Below are 13,195 nucleotides of genomic sequence, written 5' to 3' on the forward strand. Positions count from 1 at the left end.
ATGACTATTGCCAAGGAAGGATTCCCCTTTATTGGTGGGGGAGCCTTGCTCACGATTTTTTCCTTTGGACTGATCCATTGGGGTTTGGGCCTCGTTTTTCTCGCACCCACCCTTTTTGCCCTTTTTTTCTTTCGAAACCCGGCAAGGGTTATCCCTCAGGAGCCGGGACTGATTGTCTCACCGGCTGATGGCAAAATCCTGGCGGTGGCAGAGGTGGACGAGACAAGGTACCTCCAGGAGCGGAGGAGAAAGATCAGCATCTTCATGTCCCCGCTGAATGTTCATGTTAATCGGTCACCCCTTGCCGGCAGGGTCAGGGATCTCCATTACAGCCCGGGGAAATACCTGATGGCCTTTCATGAAAAGTCATCCTTGGAAAACGAACAGAACGCCATCATTGTGGATGGTGAAAAATCGGCATCGGTTCTTTTTATCCAGATTGCCGGTTTTATCGCCCGGAGGATCGTTTGTTATCTTAAAAAAGGGGACCCTGTGGAAAGAGGGGCCCTTTGCGGCCTCATCCGTTTTGGTTCGCGTGTGGATGTTTATCTCCCCCTCTCGATTGCTGTTACCGTGAAAGTGGGTGACCGGGTCAGGGGAGGGGAGACTATTTTAGGGAGGGTTCCATGAGACGGCCAGCTCAGTTGCAAAAAGGGGTTTACCTCTTGCCTAATCTTTGTACCACCGCGAGTCTCTTCTGCGGCTTCTATTCCGTTGTTAAATCACTCTCCGGCGATTTTTTCCACGCCACCTGGGCGATCCTTGTCGCTGGCCTCCTGGATTTTCTGGACGGGCGGATTGCCCGGCTGACAAAAACTCAGAGTGCCTTTGGAATCCAGTACGATTCCCTGGTCGATCTGGTCTCCTTCGGTTTTGCGCCGGGGTTGTTGGTCTATACCTGGAGCCTCTATCAATTCAAGAGGGTCGGTTGGCTGGCCGCTTTTCTTTTTGTGGCGTGCGGGGCGCTTAGGCTCGCTCGCTTCAATGTCCAGACCGGCACCATGGAAAAAAGATATTTTCAGGGACTCCCGATCCCGTCAGCCGCCTATACCCTTGTGGGGCTGGTCCTTTTTTACCAGTTCCTCTATGGAGAGGTGGAGGTGAGAGGCTGGTTTCCCCTTTTTCTCACGATCACTCTGGCCCTCCTGATGGTCAGCAAGGTTCGTTACCGGAGTTTCAAGGATATCGACTGGGGAAGCCGCCAGTCCTTTTATTATCTGGTCTTTGGTCTGGCCCTGCTCACGCTGGTGGCACTGGCGCCGGATATTGTCATCTTTTTTGGGGGGATAGTCTTTGCCTCCTCCGGTCCTGTCCTTGAAATTTTAAATCTGAGGAAAAAGGTTGCGGAAGCAGAACAACGGCGGAAGGGAAAAGCCCGGCGTTTTCAGGTTCTGTCGCTTGAGGAAAAACATGACGGAACGGGTTAAGATCTTTGACACCACCCTCCGGGATGGGGAGCAATCCCCCGGGTATTCGATGGACCTGGCGGAAAAGGTGAGAATGGCAGAACAACTCGCCCGGTTGAATGTTGATGTCATTGAGGCCGGTTTTCCGGTCGCCTCGCGCGGCGATTTTGAAGCGGTTAAAGGAGTGGCCGAGAAGGTAAAGGGTGGGGTGGTGGTTGCCGGTCTTTCGCGTGCGAACGCGAAGGATATTGATGTCTGCTGGGAGGCGGTTCGGTCAGCCGTTCAGCCGCGGATTCATACCTTTATTGCGACCTCGGATATTCACCTTCAATACAAACTGCGAAAATCCCGGGAACAGGTTTTGGAAGAGGCGGTCGCGGCGGTTCGCTATGCCAGGAAGTACACGCCTGATGTCGAGTTTTCTGCGGAGGATGCGACACGGAGCGACCCTGATTATTTGGCCCAAGTGATTCAAGCGGTGATTGCGGCCGGGGCGACCACCGTGAATATTCCGGACACCGTCGGTTACACCATCCCTTCTGAATACGCCCGTCTGATCGCCCATCTCAAAAAAGAGGTTCCCGACATCCACAAGGCGGTCATCAGTGTCCATTGTCACAACGATCTGGGGCTGGCTGTCGCCAATTCTTTGGTGGCCGTGGAACAGGGGGCGCGTCAAGTGGAGTGCACCATTAACGGTATTGGGGAGAGGGCGGGCAACGCCTCGTTGGAAGAGATTGTGATGGCCTTCAAGGTGCGCGAAGAAAAACTCGGTCTGGTTACCCGCATCGTGACGGAGCAGATCGTTCCCTCCAGTCGTCTGCTGACGCACATCACCGGCGTGGGGGTTCAGCCGAACAAGGCGATCGTCGGGGCGAATGCGTTTGCCCACGAGTCGGGGATCCACCAGGACGGCCTGCTCAAATCGGAGCTGACCTATTCGATCATGACGCCGGCCCAGGTTGGTCTGACCCGACACCAGTATGTTTTGGGCAAGCATTCCGGCCGTCATGCCCTGCGCAAGCAGCTGGAACAGATGGGACACAAACCCTCCGAAGAGGATCTGGGTAAAATTTTCGTTCGGTTCAAGGAACTGGCGGACAAAAAGAAGCAGGTCTTTGATGAGGACCTGGAGGTGTTGGTGGCTGGTCTCCTTTCTCAGGGACCGGAGAAATTTCATCTGCAGGATGTCATCTTTCAAAGTGGCACGAAAAAAACACCGAAGGCTTATGTGACTCTCCATATCGAGGGAAAGAAGAAAAAAGCCAGTGAAACTGGCTCAGGCCCGGTGGACGCGATTTTCAAGGCGATCCAGAAACTGGCCGGTTTTAAAGGGGCCCTCTCCAAGTTTAGCATCAACGCGATTACCGGCGGGATGGATGCGCAAGGAGAAGTCATGGTGGCGATTACGGAGGAAGGGGGGAGGACGGTCCGCGGGACCGGATCGCATACCGATATTGTCATCGCCTCGGCCCTCGCCTATGTGAACGCCCTGAACCGGTTGGAGTTGTTTAAGAAATTACCTAAAGGGCCCAAACAGGGGGTTTGATGAAGGGGAGTTGTTTTTCCTGCGGCCGGGAAATTGAGTCCAGTGACCGGATTGGCCGTTCAGAATCATGCCCTGGTTGTCATGCGGATCTTCACTGTTGCCGGAATTGCGAGTTTTATGACCCCTCCGCCTACAACGAATGCCATGAACCGGTGGCGGAGAGGGTTTTGGACAAGGAGAGGTCGAATTTTTGCGACTGTTTTAAATTAAAATGACCTACAACATTCTTATTCTCCCTGGTGATGGCATTGGCCCCGAAGTTGTCGGGGAGGCGGTGGCAACGCTCAAACAGGTGGCGTCTTTAAAGGGGTCCGCCTCAGGCGGACCCCTACCGGAATTTGTTTTTGAAGAGGCGTTGGTCGGTGGTGCCGCGATTGAGGCAACCGGCGTACCGATTACCGGAAAGACCCTCGATCTGGCCAAAAAGAGCGATGCCGTTTTGTTGGGAGCGGTCGGGGGACCTGCCTGGGACAATCTCCCCCACGACAAGAGACCGGAACAGGCGCTTCTGAAACTGAGGAGTTACCTCGGGCTTTATGCCAATCTCCGCCCGGTGAAGGTTTATACACCGCTCGTCAAGGCCTCGACCCTCAAAGAAGATGTCGTTCTCGGGACCGATATCCTCGTTGTTCGGGAACTGACCGGTGGGATCTATTTTGGTGAACCTCGCGGCAAGGAAGCAAAAAAAGGGTACAATACGGAAATTTATAGCACGGAGGAGGTGGAAAGAATCGCCTACCGTGCCTTTGAGGCGGCGTTGAAGCGGCGTAAAAAAGTCACCTCGGTCGATAAGGCGAACATTCTGGAGTCTTCCATCCTCTGGCGTGAGGTGGTGACGGAGGTTCACAAGGAGTTTCCCGAGGTGGAACTCTCCCATCTGTATGTCGATAACTGTGCCATGCAACTCATCAGAAATCCCCGCCAGTTTGATGTCATCGTGACGACGAACCTGTTCGGCGATATCCTGTCGGACGAGGCCTCCATGCTGACCGGATCGATCGGGATGTTGCCTTCAGCCTCCGTTGGAGGATTCAGGAACAAGGCCGGCCGCCCTTCCGGCCTGTATGAACCGATTCATGGATCGGCCCCGGATATTGCCGGCAAGGGGATCGCGAATCCGATGGCCACTATCCTTTCGATCGCCATGATGCTGGAGTACTCTTTCGGCCTTTCAGAGGCGGCTGGAAAAGTGGAAAAAGCGGTTGAAAATGTCCTCCATCAGGGGTATCGAACGGCGGATATTTTTGAGGACGGAAAGAAACAGGTGGGGACTCAGGCGATGGGAGAATTAATCCGTCGGGAACTGGAGAAGGGATGAAGAAGGAAAAATACAACATTGCGATTATCGGGGCAACCGGTGTGGTCGGCCGGGAGATGGTCGAAATCCTGGGACAAAGGAAATTCCCTGTGGGGGAATTGCGCCTCTTGGCCTCGGAGCGGTCGGTTGGCCAGGAGATCGGATGGAAGGGAAAACAGATCAAGGTCCGTCTGGCGGAGGAAAAGGAGTTTATCGGGATGGACCTCGTGATGGGAGATACGCCGTCGGAGGTCTCCCGAAAATTTGTCCCGATGGCGGTCAAAAAAGGGGCCATCGCCATTGATTGTTCCAGCGCCTACCGCGCCGATCCGAAGATCCCGCTCATTGTCCCTGAGGTGAACGCCCATGCGATCGCGCGTCACCAAGGGATCATCGCCGGTCCCAACTGTTCGGCGATTCCCGTGGCAGTCGCGGCCAAACCGATCCATGAACGGTATGGAATCAAAAGGATGGTGATTGCCACCTACCAATCGGCCTCCGGTGCCGGCAAGGGGGGAACGGACGAGTTGGCCGAGCAGACCCGTGCCCTGTTTAATCAGGAAGAGGTGGTGATCAAGACGTTCCCGCACCGGCTCGCCTTCAATGTGATTCCCCAGATCGATTCGTTCCTGCCCAACGGTTACACCAAGGAAGAGTCGAAGATCATGGAGGAGCTTCGAAAGATGCTAGAACTGCCGAATCTCGGTCTTGCGGTGACGGCGGTGCGCGTCCCGGTCTTTTGTGGTCATTCAGCGGCGGTGGCGATCGAGACAGAAAAAAAGATCAATGCCGAAGAGGTGCGTCGTCTCCTGAAAGAGTCGCCGGGGATTATTGTGCAAGACAACCCGTCCAAAAAGGAATACCCGCTCCCCTCTCAGGTGGCAGGGACTGATGCTGTCTATGTCGGCCGGATCCGTCAGGACGATTCTGTTCCAAACGGGATTGTCTTGTGGGCGGTTGCCGACAACCTCCGCAAAGGGGCCTCCCTCAACGCGGTCCAGATTGCCGAGATCCTCATTCAAAAATATTTGTAATTTGGTGGGACATAGGTAGAATGGGCCCGCCTTCATGAATCGGACCCTTCTCTTTTTCTCCATTATTTCCCTTTTTGCCGCGGCTGTTTTCGCCTTTCCCAATAGGGAAAAGGCGGCCCTCAATCTTGTCTCGGCACAGGGTGCCTCGCTCCTTGTCTCCGAGGATGACCGGTATCTGTATGTCGGGTTTACCAGTGCCATCAAGAGGATCGATACCGAGACCTGGTTGTTGACCGGTGATCAGGTTCCCGATCTGACGGAGAGTAAAGAGAAAGAGGCCGATCTTGCCGGCAACCTCAAGGGGCTGGCCCTGAGGGGGGGGTTCCTCTTTGCGAGCCAGGATGACGGGGATCTGGTCAAGGTGGACCTCTCGAAGATTGGTGACAAGCCGGTGGTCTACCCGGTCGGTCAGGGGGAGCTGGGGCCTCTGGTGGCCGATCCGGAGACCGGTGGCGAAGATGGCAAGGTTTATGTCGCCGACAAGACGGGAAACAAGATCCAGGTTTTTGATATCAGCGCGGGCAAGGCGACGGCGGTAGAACTCAAAGATTCGCAGAACAAGCCGGTTTCTCCCGTAGCGATCGCCTTTGTCCCGTTCCCGACAACCGCCGGAGAGGGGGGGGAGGCCGACAAGATTTTTGTGACCAGCAACGAGGGACTGGTCTTTGTGATCGGGGAAGGGGGAACCACACCGGCCCTGATTGATGTCGATTTTGCCCATCGCGACGATCTCTCTTCAATCGCGGTGACTCCGGACGGAAACTTTGTCCTGGTGACCAACAGCTCCGATGCCACAGTGCACGTGATCAGCACCTTGACCAACAATCTGGTGGATACAGACGGGAATGCTGCTAACGGGATCACGCCGATCTCCCTGGCCAAAAACGGGTCGCCTGTCGGGGTTGCCGTGGCTTCGGTTTCCAACCCTGAGGATACCTACGCCTTTGTGACAGGGACCAATGGTGTTTCAGTCATTGATCTTGATCTGAGCGGGACCACCTTTGTGAAGGCTGTTGTCACCGACAGGAACGATCAGGGGGCGAGTGACACCGAGGATGACCCCTTGGCTGTTTCGTCAACCCCGGGGCCTGTTGTTGCCAGTTCCGATGGCTACGTTTACACCTCCAACATCAACGGATCAATTTCGGTCATTACCGAAAAACCGTTTCTCACCATCGCCAAGGCGACGATTCTGGATTCCGCCGGGGCGGAAACCGACAAGCTCAAAAGGGGAGGGAGTTTTACGCTGACCTTTTCATCGAGCGATACCGGCAATTATTCTATCAAGGTGGGGGGAAACAGATCAGGAAACGGGACAGAAATCGTCACCGGTACGGTGGACACGGCGGCGACCGATCTGACAACGGCTTCGATCCCGTATGACGCCAATTCGTCAAAATTTGCGGAAGGGGTCAACCGGGTTTTTGTCTTTCAGGCCGGTTCGGGCAACAAATCGGGGTGGGACGGGATCGATATGACCGTGGATACCCCTCCTGCGGTGGTTACCATAACCGGTGTCGATTTTGGGAACGAGAGTATTTACGTCAAATTTACGAGGCTTGATCTGGCGGACATGGATCATTACAACATCACTGTGGACCGTGACCCTGCGGTTGTTTTGACCAAGACCGACGTGGCCTCGGCTGTTTCTCAACCGTCTAGCGGGGATGTTTCGGAAAAGATCCAGTACCTGACTAACGGCGTTGTTTATTACGCGGCTGTCGAAGGGGTGGACAAGGCGGGGAATGTCGGGGCTCGGACCAATACCCTGGCCGATGGGACCCTCGCCTTTAATACCCCGGAGGAGACAGTCGGGCTTGCCGGGGCGAGCGGGGAGGACGGGGGATGCGCATTAATACCCGAATAAAACGGTTTTTGTTTTTTTCCCTCTTCTTTTTTCCGCTTGTCCTCCATGCCGAAGAACGGACCCCCCAGTGGTTTTCCCTGGAGCTGAAAGGGGGGTTCTGGCTCCCGCAGGACAAGACGACAGACTCGCTACTGGGGCTCTGTTGTCATGGGACGATCGGGACGGAGTTCGGATTCTTGTGGCAATCCAAATTCGGGGCTGAAATCGGCGTCGGTTTTCTCAAAGATGGCGGCCATGCCCTTGGGAAGGGCAGCGGTCGTGTTTCCGGCGACACCTTTGATCTTCTTTTGCTCCCGATGAAGAACAATTTCACCTTCCGCGCCGATTTTCAGGAGAACCAGATCGTCGTTCCCTACGTGAAGAGTGGTTTTGATTACGTCTATTATCGCGAGAACCTGGAGGGAAAGGTCACCCAGGGGCTCAAGACCGGTTATCACGGGACGGCGGGGGTCCAGTTCCTGATGGAGTTTGCGGAATCGCTGACCCATGAGATGGAGCAGGAGATGGGGATTAACGACCTTTACCTGACCCTGGAGGGACAGTTTGCCAAGGTGGATAGTTTCGGCAAAACGGGGCTGGATCTTTCCGGCTGGACCTTACAGGCGGGACTCCTCTTTGAATTTTAATGTACGGGCGGCCCCATGTGGCCGCCCTGGGCAGACACGTAGGTCTGCCCCTACAACCAATGGAAAAAACATTCAGGATGATTCTGGAATACGATGGCACCGACTTCAACGGCTGGCAGTCCCAGGCCAGGGGGCGGACCGTCCAGCAGGTTCTGGAGAAAGGGTTGCATCGGCTCCTCCGGCAAAAAATAAAGGTGGTCGGGGCCAGCCGGACCGATTCCGGGGTTCATGCCTTGGGACAGGTGGCGCATTTCAAGGTCAATTGGAGCGGGTCCTGTCTCGGGTTCCGCCCAGCCGTGCTCACCCGTTCCGCTCGGCTGGGCGCCCGACCCTCGCCACCCGCTCCAATGTCTCGCCTCCGCCACTCCCTCAACGCCGTCTTGCCCGACGACGTTGTCGTCAGACAGATTGAAGAAATGGGGGCTTCTTTTCACGCCATCCGGTTGGCCAGGGAAAAGACCTATCTCTACCGGATCTGGAACCACTGGTCTCGCCCGGTCCTGGAAAAGGATTTTGTCTGGCATGTTCGAGAACCTCTGGATTCACGGGCGATGAGGAAGGGGGCAAGGTATTTGGTTGGGCGGCATGATTTCTCGGCATTTAAAGGAAGGAACAGCGAAACCAAAACAAAAGTGAGAACAATTTATAAAATTAAAATATCCCCTTCCCTGATTCAAATCACCGGCAACGGTTTTTTAAAATATATGGTTCGCAATATTGTCGGGACTTTGGTAGAGGTAGGAAAGGGGAGGCGGTTGCCAGCCGAGGTGGGCAAAATTTTGTCGTCGAAGGATCGCAGAAAAGCGGGGATGACTGCTCCCGCCCACGGGCTATTTTTGAAGGAGGTGGTTTACTGATGGAGCTGGCAGGGAAAAGGGTATTTATTTTAGGACTCGACCAAGGGGTTGTTTCTGCGGCTCAGTTCCTGACGGATCAGAAAGTTCGTGTGACTGTTTTTGCCAGAACGCCGCGTAGCATCCATGAAAAGGTCCTCGCTTCGTTAAAAAAGATCTCTTGCGATGTCCAATGGGGAGAGGTGGAGGAAAAGAGATTGTGTGAGGCGGGTCTCTTGGTTGCCGCCCCCGGTTATCGGTTTTACCGCTGGCCGCTTTCATTGGCCCGCCGCAAGGGAGTTCCGATCTGCAGTCTTTTGGAACTGGCCGGCTCCTTTTACAAAAAACCGGTGATTGCCGTGACCGGTTCGAATGGAAAAACAAGCACCATTGTCCTTTTACAGGCCTTTCTTAAAAAAGGGGGGGTCTCCCATGCCGTGGCGGGGGGTAGCTTTGCCTCTTATTTTGATCTTCTGCAGGAAAAGGGGAATGTTGATTATTTTGTTCTGGAAACGGGGAGTTTTGAACTGGAAGGGACGCAGAAGTTCCATCCCTGGATTGCCGTTTTTCTGAATGTCGGCGCCGAACACCGGGACCGGCACGGGACGCTGAAAAAATACCTGGAGGCCAAAGGGAAAATTTTTGCCAATCAGCAAAAAGGGGATTTTATTGTCTACCGCCATGACAGCAAGCTGATTGCCGCCATGCTTTCGGAGAAAAAGGCGGTTGTGACGACGGTCCCTTTTTGTTCGTCAAAAAAGATTTCACCCGGAATTTATCGGGATGGAAAGAAGTTGGTTTATGGTGACAAGGGGAAAGAGGAATCGTATTCACTCGAAGATTTTCAGCTGAAAGGGGTTCATAATATTGAAAACCTGATGGCGGCGATTGTGGTTGCCCGTCTCTGCGGCGTTTCCGCCGGCACGATCCGGGAGACGATCGGTGATCTCCGGTGGTTGCCGCATCGGCTGGAAAGGACGGATGAGATCCAGGGGGTCACCTTTTACAACGACGCCAAATCGACCAATACGGTGGCTACTGCCTGGGCGTTGGGGAGTTTTACCGACAAAGTCATTCTGATCATGGGGGGGCGTTGGCGGGGTGGCTCCGATCTGGAGGGGTTAACTCCATTCATTCGGAGCAAGGTTAAGATTCTTGTCATTATTGGTTCGAATCGGATGGTTTTTCACAAAAATCTGGGGGATCTGGTCCCTACCTTTGTCGTTCCTAAAATAGCCGATGCGGTTGAACTGGCCTACAAGAAGGCGATAACGGGAGATACCGTTCTTTTCTCCCCGGCGGCCCCCACCGAATTTTCGGTTCATCCGGACTTCAGGGCGCGGGGGGAAGATTTCAAAAAGGCGGTCAATTCTCTCAAGGAATCACTGGTCAAGAAGCGTCTGCGGAGTTCCAGGCAGGAAAGGGTCTAAACGTTAGCCACTTCCTCAGTGGGGTAATCCAGTTTTTTGGCAAAATCGATCTGGTCATCCTTGCCGTCACGGGCATCGTCGTTGATCGGCATCGCCCCCGGATTGATAAACTGGTCGTCGCTGGTCTCAACATATTTGATTGTCTCACTCTCATCCTGGCTGTGGTCCAGGTAGCGTGTCCCCGCCCGTTGTAGCTCAAAATTTGGGTCCTCCCAGGTGAGGGAGCCATCTTCCCTGTTGTAGATATCGAATGTTTGCCCGTTAAACGAGATCAGATCGGCACTCCAGTAGTCCTTGTTGGCATTGCCGTCCCGACCACTTCCGCCAGGAAGATCGGCATCGGCTGTCCTGACGTTGGCGCCCGGATAGAGGGTCTTCAGGTAGTCGATGACGGTATCACGGATATCTTGCATCGCCTCCTGTCTTCGATTCGAATTATTATCCTTTCGGTTGATATGGTCCATGGCATCTTCGAAGAGGGCCTTTTCCAGATTGTGCTGGGCCAATTCGGAACTGTCGGCAATGCGCGTTGCATAATCTTCGATTTCGGTCTGGATCTCCTCCATGTCTCCTTCGTAGGCGCCCTTGGCCGCTTGGTCCTTGCCAACGGCCCCCTCTATTTTGGGAGAGTTGCTTTCGGCATCGATGGCCGCAATAAAATCGAGAACCTTCTGATTGGGTGTGGCGGGAAGTTCTCCACGAGGGTCAAGACCCGCCTGCTCCGCAAGTCCGGCGATTGTCTCCTCATCCAATCCTGTCTTTTGCGCCATCGCACCGACCCAGTCGGAATAATAGCTGTTGTTGAAGACCCGTTCCTCGATGGTTTGAAGCTCTGTGACCAGATCCGAGATCCGATCGGGGGCCGATTCGGCCAGCCCGACCAACCGGTCGACATCCGCTTTGAGCTCGTTCTTCATCTCATCCGACATCTCGGAGGTGTCAATACGGCCTTTGATCTCTTCCGCCCTCGCCCGAAACTCTTCCGGCGTATCGATATTCTCGTCACTCGCTACTTCTTCCGCTTCGTCGGCCGCGGCCGCGGTCCTTTCGGCCTCCCGTTCAGCCCGTTCGATCTGAAGACTGATTCTCGCCTTTTCCCTTTCAAGGGAGCTGGCTTCATTCTGGAATTCAGAAAGGCGGGCCTCAATCTGTCGCATCAGCTCTTCCCCCTGGGCCCGTTGGGAACTGGCGGGATCCAAACTATCCAGAAATGCCTGAAGGTTCGCCTTGGTCTCGTTTAATCCTTGGAGTTCAATGTCAATCTCACCGAGCCGGTAATCGATCTCTTCAATTCGCGCGTAGAGGGCATCCAGTTCTTCTGAAGTGGCCGGGGCACCGGCAGTCTCACCGGCTTCCCCATCCTCTTCCGGAGGGGGAACATCACTCGACATCGCGGTGACGCTGACAGAGTTTCCAGTAGAACCTTCGATATAACCGGTCTGATCTGCGGCGATTTCAAGGTCATTGGAGACCTGCGGCCGGGACTCTTCCGTTTTCGGCCGGCTATTGGCGGTCTCGGCAGGCGGCGGTGTCGGACGGGACGAATTGTTGACTCGGATATTCATTTTATCATTCTCTCCCTATTATCGTTTTCTGAGAGCCCCCAAGTTGCTCTTCGAAAGGCCCTTATTGGGTTATCCCCGATAGGTTATTAAGCAAACGGTGTGCCAACTTTTTAGTTAATAAGTATATAATATTATTATACTTTTTAGATAGGGGAGAGGGGTTTTGGGGTTTGAAGACCCCGATTTGAGGGGTCATGTGGTGTGCAGGTTGGTTTTTAGCTGTTCAAAGACTTCCCCGTATCGCTGGATCCAGTTTTCTTCCGCGGGATCTTCCAGAAAGTGTCCGATATCCTTGAGAATCATTTTGGCATCGAAAGAGGCGACCTTTTCTTCCAGCGCCACTGATACTGCTTGGGAATCGACCAACTTTTTTTCTCTTAATCCCCTATTGAGATAATCCAAATCAAGCGGCGTTTTGCGGCCGAGGTACCAAATCAGGTCGTAATAATCCCGGCCGCGCGTGAAAGGTCTTTGCAAAATGGCCAGTACCTTGCCGGCAAACAGGGTGGGGAGTGTCTGTTTGAGAATGGGATAAATTTCGGAATACCGGTTGACAAAAAAGCTCTCCCGCCCCAGTTTTTTAAGATGCGGCGGGTGTGTATCGACCTCCAGTTTGATGTGGAGTTTTTGCTCCCTCCGGAACCCTTTCAGTTGAAGCCCTTCCCCCAGGTCGGAAATTTTTAAAAAGCCCTTCTGCACCGTTTTTTCTTCTTTGGCCGTGGCACGGACTGAAAAACCGAGTAGTCCTGTCTCTCTTTCCAGCAGACGCATCAGATCGGGAAAACGGTAGTCTTTTGACGGCAGGTCGAGGCAGAAGTCGAGATCTTCCGAATAGCGTTTGAGGTCATAGCAGAGCCTGAGGCAGGTCCCCCCCATGAAGGAGAGGGCCGCCCCCTGTCTGGACTGGTAGATCATTTTGAGAATGAGGATTTGCAGATATTCCCTGGCGACATTGAGAATTTCATCTTCCGTTGCCAATTGACGCGAGGCCCTGAACGTCGCAATAATTTTTTTAAGTTTTTCCATGATTTTTTAAAAAGGCAATAAGTGCCTCCACTTTTTTAACGCCTGTTTTTTTCCCGTAACCCGCCAATTTTTTAAAATCAAGGTTTTCCAGATTTTGCCACCGCAGTTCATTAAAACAGTCCGGCGTAAGGGAGAGACGCCCGCTTTCCAGGTAGAAAAAATCGGCCACCGCTTTTTCCTTTTCGGCCATGAGCGTATCGGGGTCGAAGCCAAAAAAGAGCTTGGGCTGGATGTGCCGATAGATAAATTGGCCCAGCGGTGTTTTAAAACGGCGGGTTGTTTTGGGGGTCACCAGCGTCATGGCAAAGACGACATCGGGGATGAGACCATGAAAATGCAGGGCGCTCTCCAGGCTGATGTAGGCCGGTGCATAAAGGGCTCGTGCGGCCTCGGATTGTTCCAGAACGCGGTCCGGAAAGGCATAAATGCCCCTCTTCAGACGAAGGATCTGCCCGGCTTGGCTCCATTGATGGAGTTGCAGGCGCACGGTTGTGTCTTTTGTCACCCACGCCAGCCGCAAGGCCTCCGCCGTACGGAAAACCGCCTTGGGCATCTTTTTTTG

At 54.0% G+C, this 13,195-nt stretch carries 13 protein-coding genes; 10 read left to right on the forward strand and 3 right to left on the reverse strand.

Annotated features, from left to right (window positions below; translation table 11 throughout):
- The 10 genes from HYS22_01070 to murD are packed head-to-tail and all read left to right on the forward strand — an operon-like array spanning nucleotide 1 to nucleotide 10,042.
- The gene (locus HYS22_01070) at nucleotides 1-630 is read left to right on the forward strand and encodes a phosphatidylserine decarboxylase family protein (GenBank protein MBI1908749.1); all 630 of its coding nucleotides are present in this window, start codon (nucleotides 1-3) and stop codon (nucleotides 628-630) included.
- The gene (gene pssA / locus HYS22_01075; GenBank protein ID MBI1908750.1) at nucleotides 627-1,427 is read left to right on the forward strand and encodes a CDP-diacylglycerol--serine O-phosphatidyltransferase; all 801 of its coding nucleotides are present in this window, start codon (nucleotides 627-629) and stop codon (nucleotides 1,425-1,427) included. The genes HYS22_01070 and pssA overlap by 4 nt, the downstream gene beginning before the upstream one ends.
- Nucleotides 1,411-2,955 (forward strand): 2-isopropylmalate synthase, encoded by a 1,545-nt coding sequence (locus HYS22_01080; protein ID MBI1908751.1) that lies wholly within the window; start codon nucleotides 1,411-1,413, stop codon nucleotides 2,953-2,955. The genes pssA and HYS22_01080 overlap by 17 nt, the downstream gene beginning before the upstream one ends.
- Nucleotides 2,955-3,170 carry a hypothetical protein gene (locus HYS22_01085; GenBank protein MBI1908752.1) on the forward strand — a complete coding sequence of 72 codons (216 nt, stop codon included), beginning with the start codon at nucleotides 2,955-2,957 and terminating at the stop codon, nucleotides 3,168-3,170. The genes HYS22_01080 and HYS22_01085 overlap by 1 nt, the downstream gene beginning before the upstream one ends.
- Entirely contained in the window at nucleotides 3,167-4,273 is a 1,107-nt protein-coding gene (gene leuB / locus HYS22_01090; GenBank protein ID MBI1908753.1) for a 3-isopropylmalate dehydrogenase, read from the forward strand. Before HYS22_01085 ends, leuB begins: the two co-directional genes overlap by 4 nt.
- Nucleotides 4,270-5,286 (forward strand): aspartate-semialdehyde dehydrogenase, encoded by a 1,017-nt coding sequence (locus tag HYS22_01095; GenBank protein ID MBI1908754.1) that lies wholly within the window; start codon nucleotides 4,270-4,272, stop codon nucleotides 5,284-5,286. The genes leuB and HYS22_01095 overlap by 4 nt, the downstream gene beginning before the upstream one ends.
- 34 nt (nucleotides 5,287-5,320) lie before the next feature.
- Nucleotides 5,321-7,153 carry a hypothetical protein gene (locus tag HYS22_01100; GenBank protein MBI1908755.1) on the forward strand — a complete coding sequence of 611 codons (1,833 nt, stop codon included), beginning with the start codon at nucleotides 5,321-5,323 and terminating at the stop codon, nucleotides 7,151-7,153.
- A complete protein-coding gene (locus HYS22_01105) occupies nucleotides 7,132-7,779 on the forward strand; it encodes a hypothetical protein (GenBank protein MBI1908756.1) in 648 nt (215 codons plus the stop codon). The genes HYS22_01100 and HYS22_01105 overlap by 22 nt, the downstream gene beginning before the upstream one ends.
- A 59-nt stretch (nucleotides 7,780-7,838) precedes the next feature.
- Nucleotides 7,839-8,636, forward strand: coding sequence for a tRNA pseudouridine(38-40) synthase TruA (truA, locus tag HYS22_01110; GenBank protein ID MBI1908757.1), 798 nt, complete (start codon nucleotides 7,839-7,841; stop codon nucleotides 8,634-8,636).
- Nucleotides 8,636-10,042, forward strand: coding sequence for a UDP-N-acetylmuramoyl-L-alanine--D-glutamate ligase (gene murD, locus HYS22_01115; GenBank protein MBI1908758.1), 1,407 nt, complete (start codon nucleotides 8,636-8,638; stop codon nucleotides 10,040-10,042). The genes truA and murD overlap by 1 nt, the downstream gene beginning before the upstream one ends.
- Here murD and HYS22_01120 read toward each other — a convergent pair.
- The 3 genes from HYS22_01120 to HYS22_01130 all read right to left on the reverse strand — a co-directional run bounded on the left by HYS22_01120 (nucleotide 10,039) and on the right by HYS22_01130 (nucleotide 13,186).
- Nucleotides 10,039-11,607, reverse strand: coding sequence for a hypothetical protein (locus HYS22_01120; GenBank protein MBI1908759.1), 1,569 nt, complete (start codon nucleotides 11,605-11,607; stop codon nucleotides 10,039-10,041). The genes murD and HYS22_01120 overlap by 4 nt on opposite strands.
- Before the next feature lie 192 nt (nucleotides 11,608-11,799).
- Nucleotides 11,800-12,633 carry a nucleotidyl transferase AbiEii/AbiGii toxin family protein gene (locus HYS22_01125; GenBank protein ID MBI1908760.1) on the reverse strand — a complete coding sequence of 278 codons (834 nt, stop codon included), beginning with the start codon at nucleotides 12,631-12,633 and terminating at the stop codon, nucleotides 11,800-11,802.
- Entirely contained in the window at nucleotides 12,620-13,186 is a 567-nt protein-coding gene (locus HYS22_01130) for a hypothetical protein (GenBank protein MBI1908761.1), read from the reverse strand. Before HYS22_01130 ends, HYS22_01125 begins: the two co-directional genes overlap by 14 nt.
- Nucleotides 13,187-13,195: the final 9 nt, after the last annotated feature.

It is taken from the genome of Deltaproteobacteria bacterium, from assembly GCA_016177765.1.
Lineage (GTDB): Bacteria > UBA10199 > UBA10199 > JACPAL01 > JACOUP01 > JACOUP01.

Excerpts from the sequence above, each read along its gene's own strand:
- truA (MBI1908757.1), top strand. The coding sequence starts at position 7,839 with ATGGAAAAAACATTCAGGATGATTCTGGAATACGATGGCACCGACTTC.
- HYS22_01105 (MBI1908756.1), top strand. The coding sequence starts at position 7,132 with ATGCGCATTAATACCCGAATAAAACGGTTTTTGTTTTTTTCCCTCTTC.
- pssA (MBI1908750.1), top strand. The coding sequence starts at position 627 with ATGAGACGGCCAGCTCAGTTGCAAAAAGGGGTTTACCTCTTGCCTAAT.
- HYS22_01120 (MBI1908759.1), bottom strand. The coding sequence starts at position 11,607 with ATGAATATCCGAGTCAACAATTCGTCCCGTCCGACACCGCCGCCTGCC.
- HYS22_01125 (MBI1908760.1), bottom strand. The coding sequence starts at position 12,633 with ATGGAAAAACTTAAAAAAATTATTGCGACGTTCAGGGCCTCGCGTCAA.
- HYS22_01070 (MBI1908749.1), top strand. The coding sequence starts at position 1 with ATGACTATTGCCAAGGAAGGATTCCCCTTTATTGGTGGGGGAGCCTTG.
- HYS22_01080 (MBI1908751.1), top strand. The coding sequence starts at position 1,411 with ATGACGGAACGGGTTAAGATCTTTGACACCACCCTCCGGGATGGGGAG.
- HYS22_01085 (MBI1908752.1), top strand. The coding sequence starts at position 2,955 with ATGAAGGGGAGTTGTTTTTCCTGCGGCCGGGAAATTGAGTCCAGTGAC.
- murD (MBI1908758.1), top strand. The coding sequence starts at position 8,636 with ATGGAGCTGGCAGGGAAAAGGGTATTTATTTTAGGACTCGACCAAGGG.
- leuB (MBI1908753.1), top strand. The coding sequence starts at position 3,167 with ATGACCTACAACATTCTTATTCTCCCTGGTGATGGCATTGGCCCCGAA.
- HYS22_01095 (MBI1908754.1), top strand. The coding sequence starts at position 4,270 with ATGAAGAAGGAAAAATACAACATTGCGATTATCGGGGCAACCGGTGTG.
- HYS22_01100 (MBI1908755.1), top strand. The coding sequence starts at position 5,321 with ATGAATCGGACCCTTCTCTTTTTCTCCATTATTTCCCTTTTTGCCGCG.
- HYS22_01130 (MBI1908761.1), bottom strand. The coding sequence starts at position 13,186 with ATGCCCAAGGCGGTTTTCCGTACGGCGGAGGCCTTGCGGCTGGCGTGG.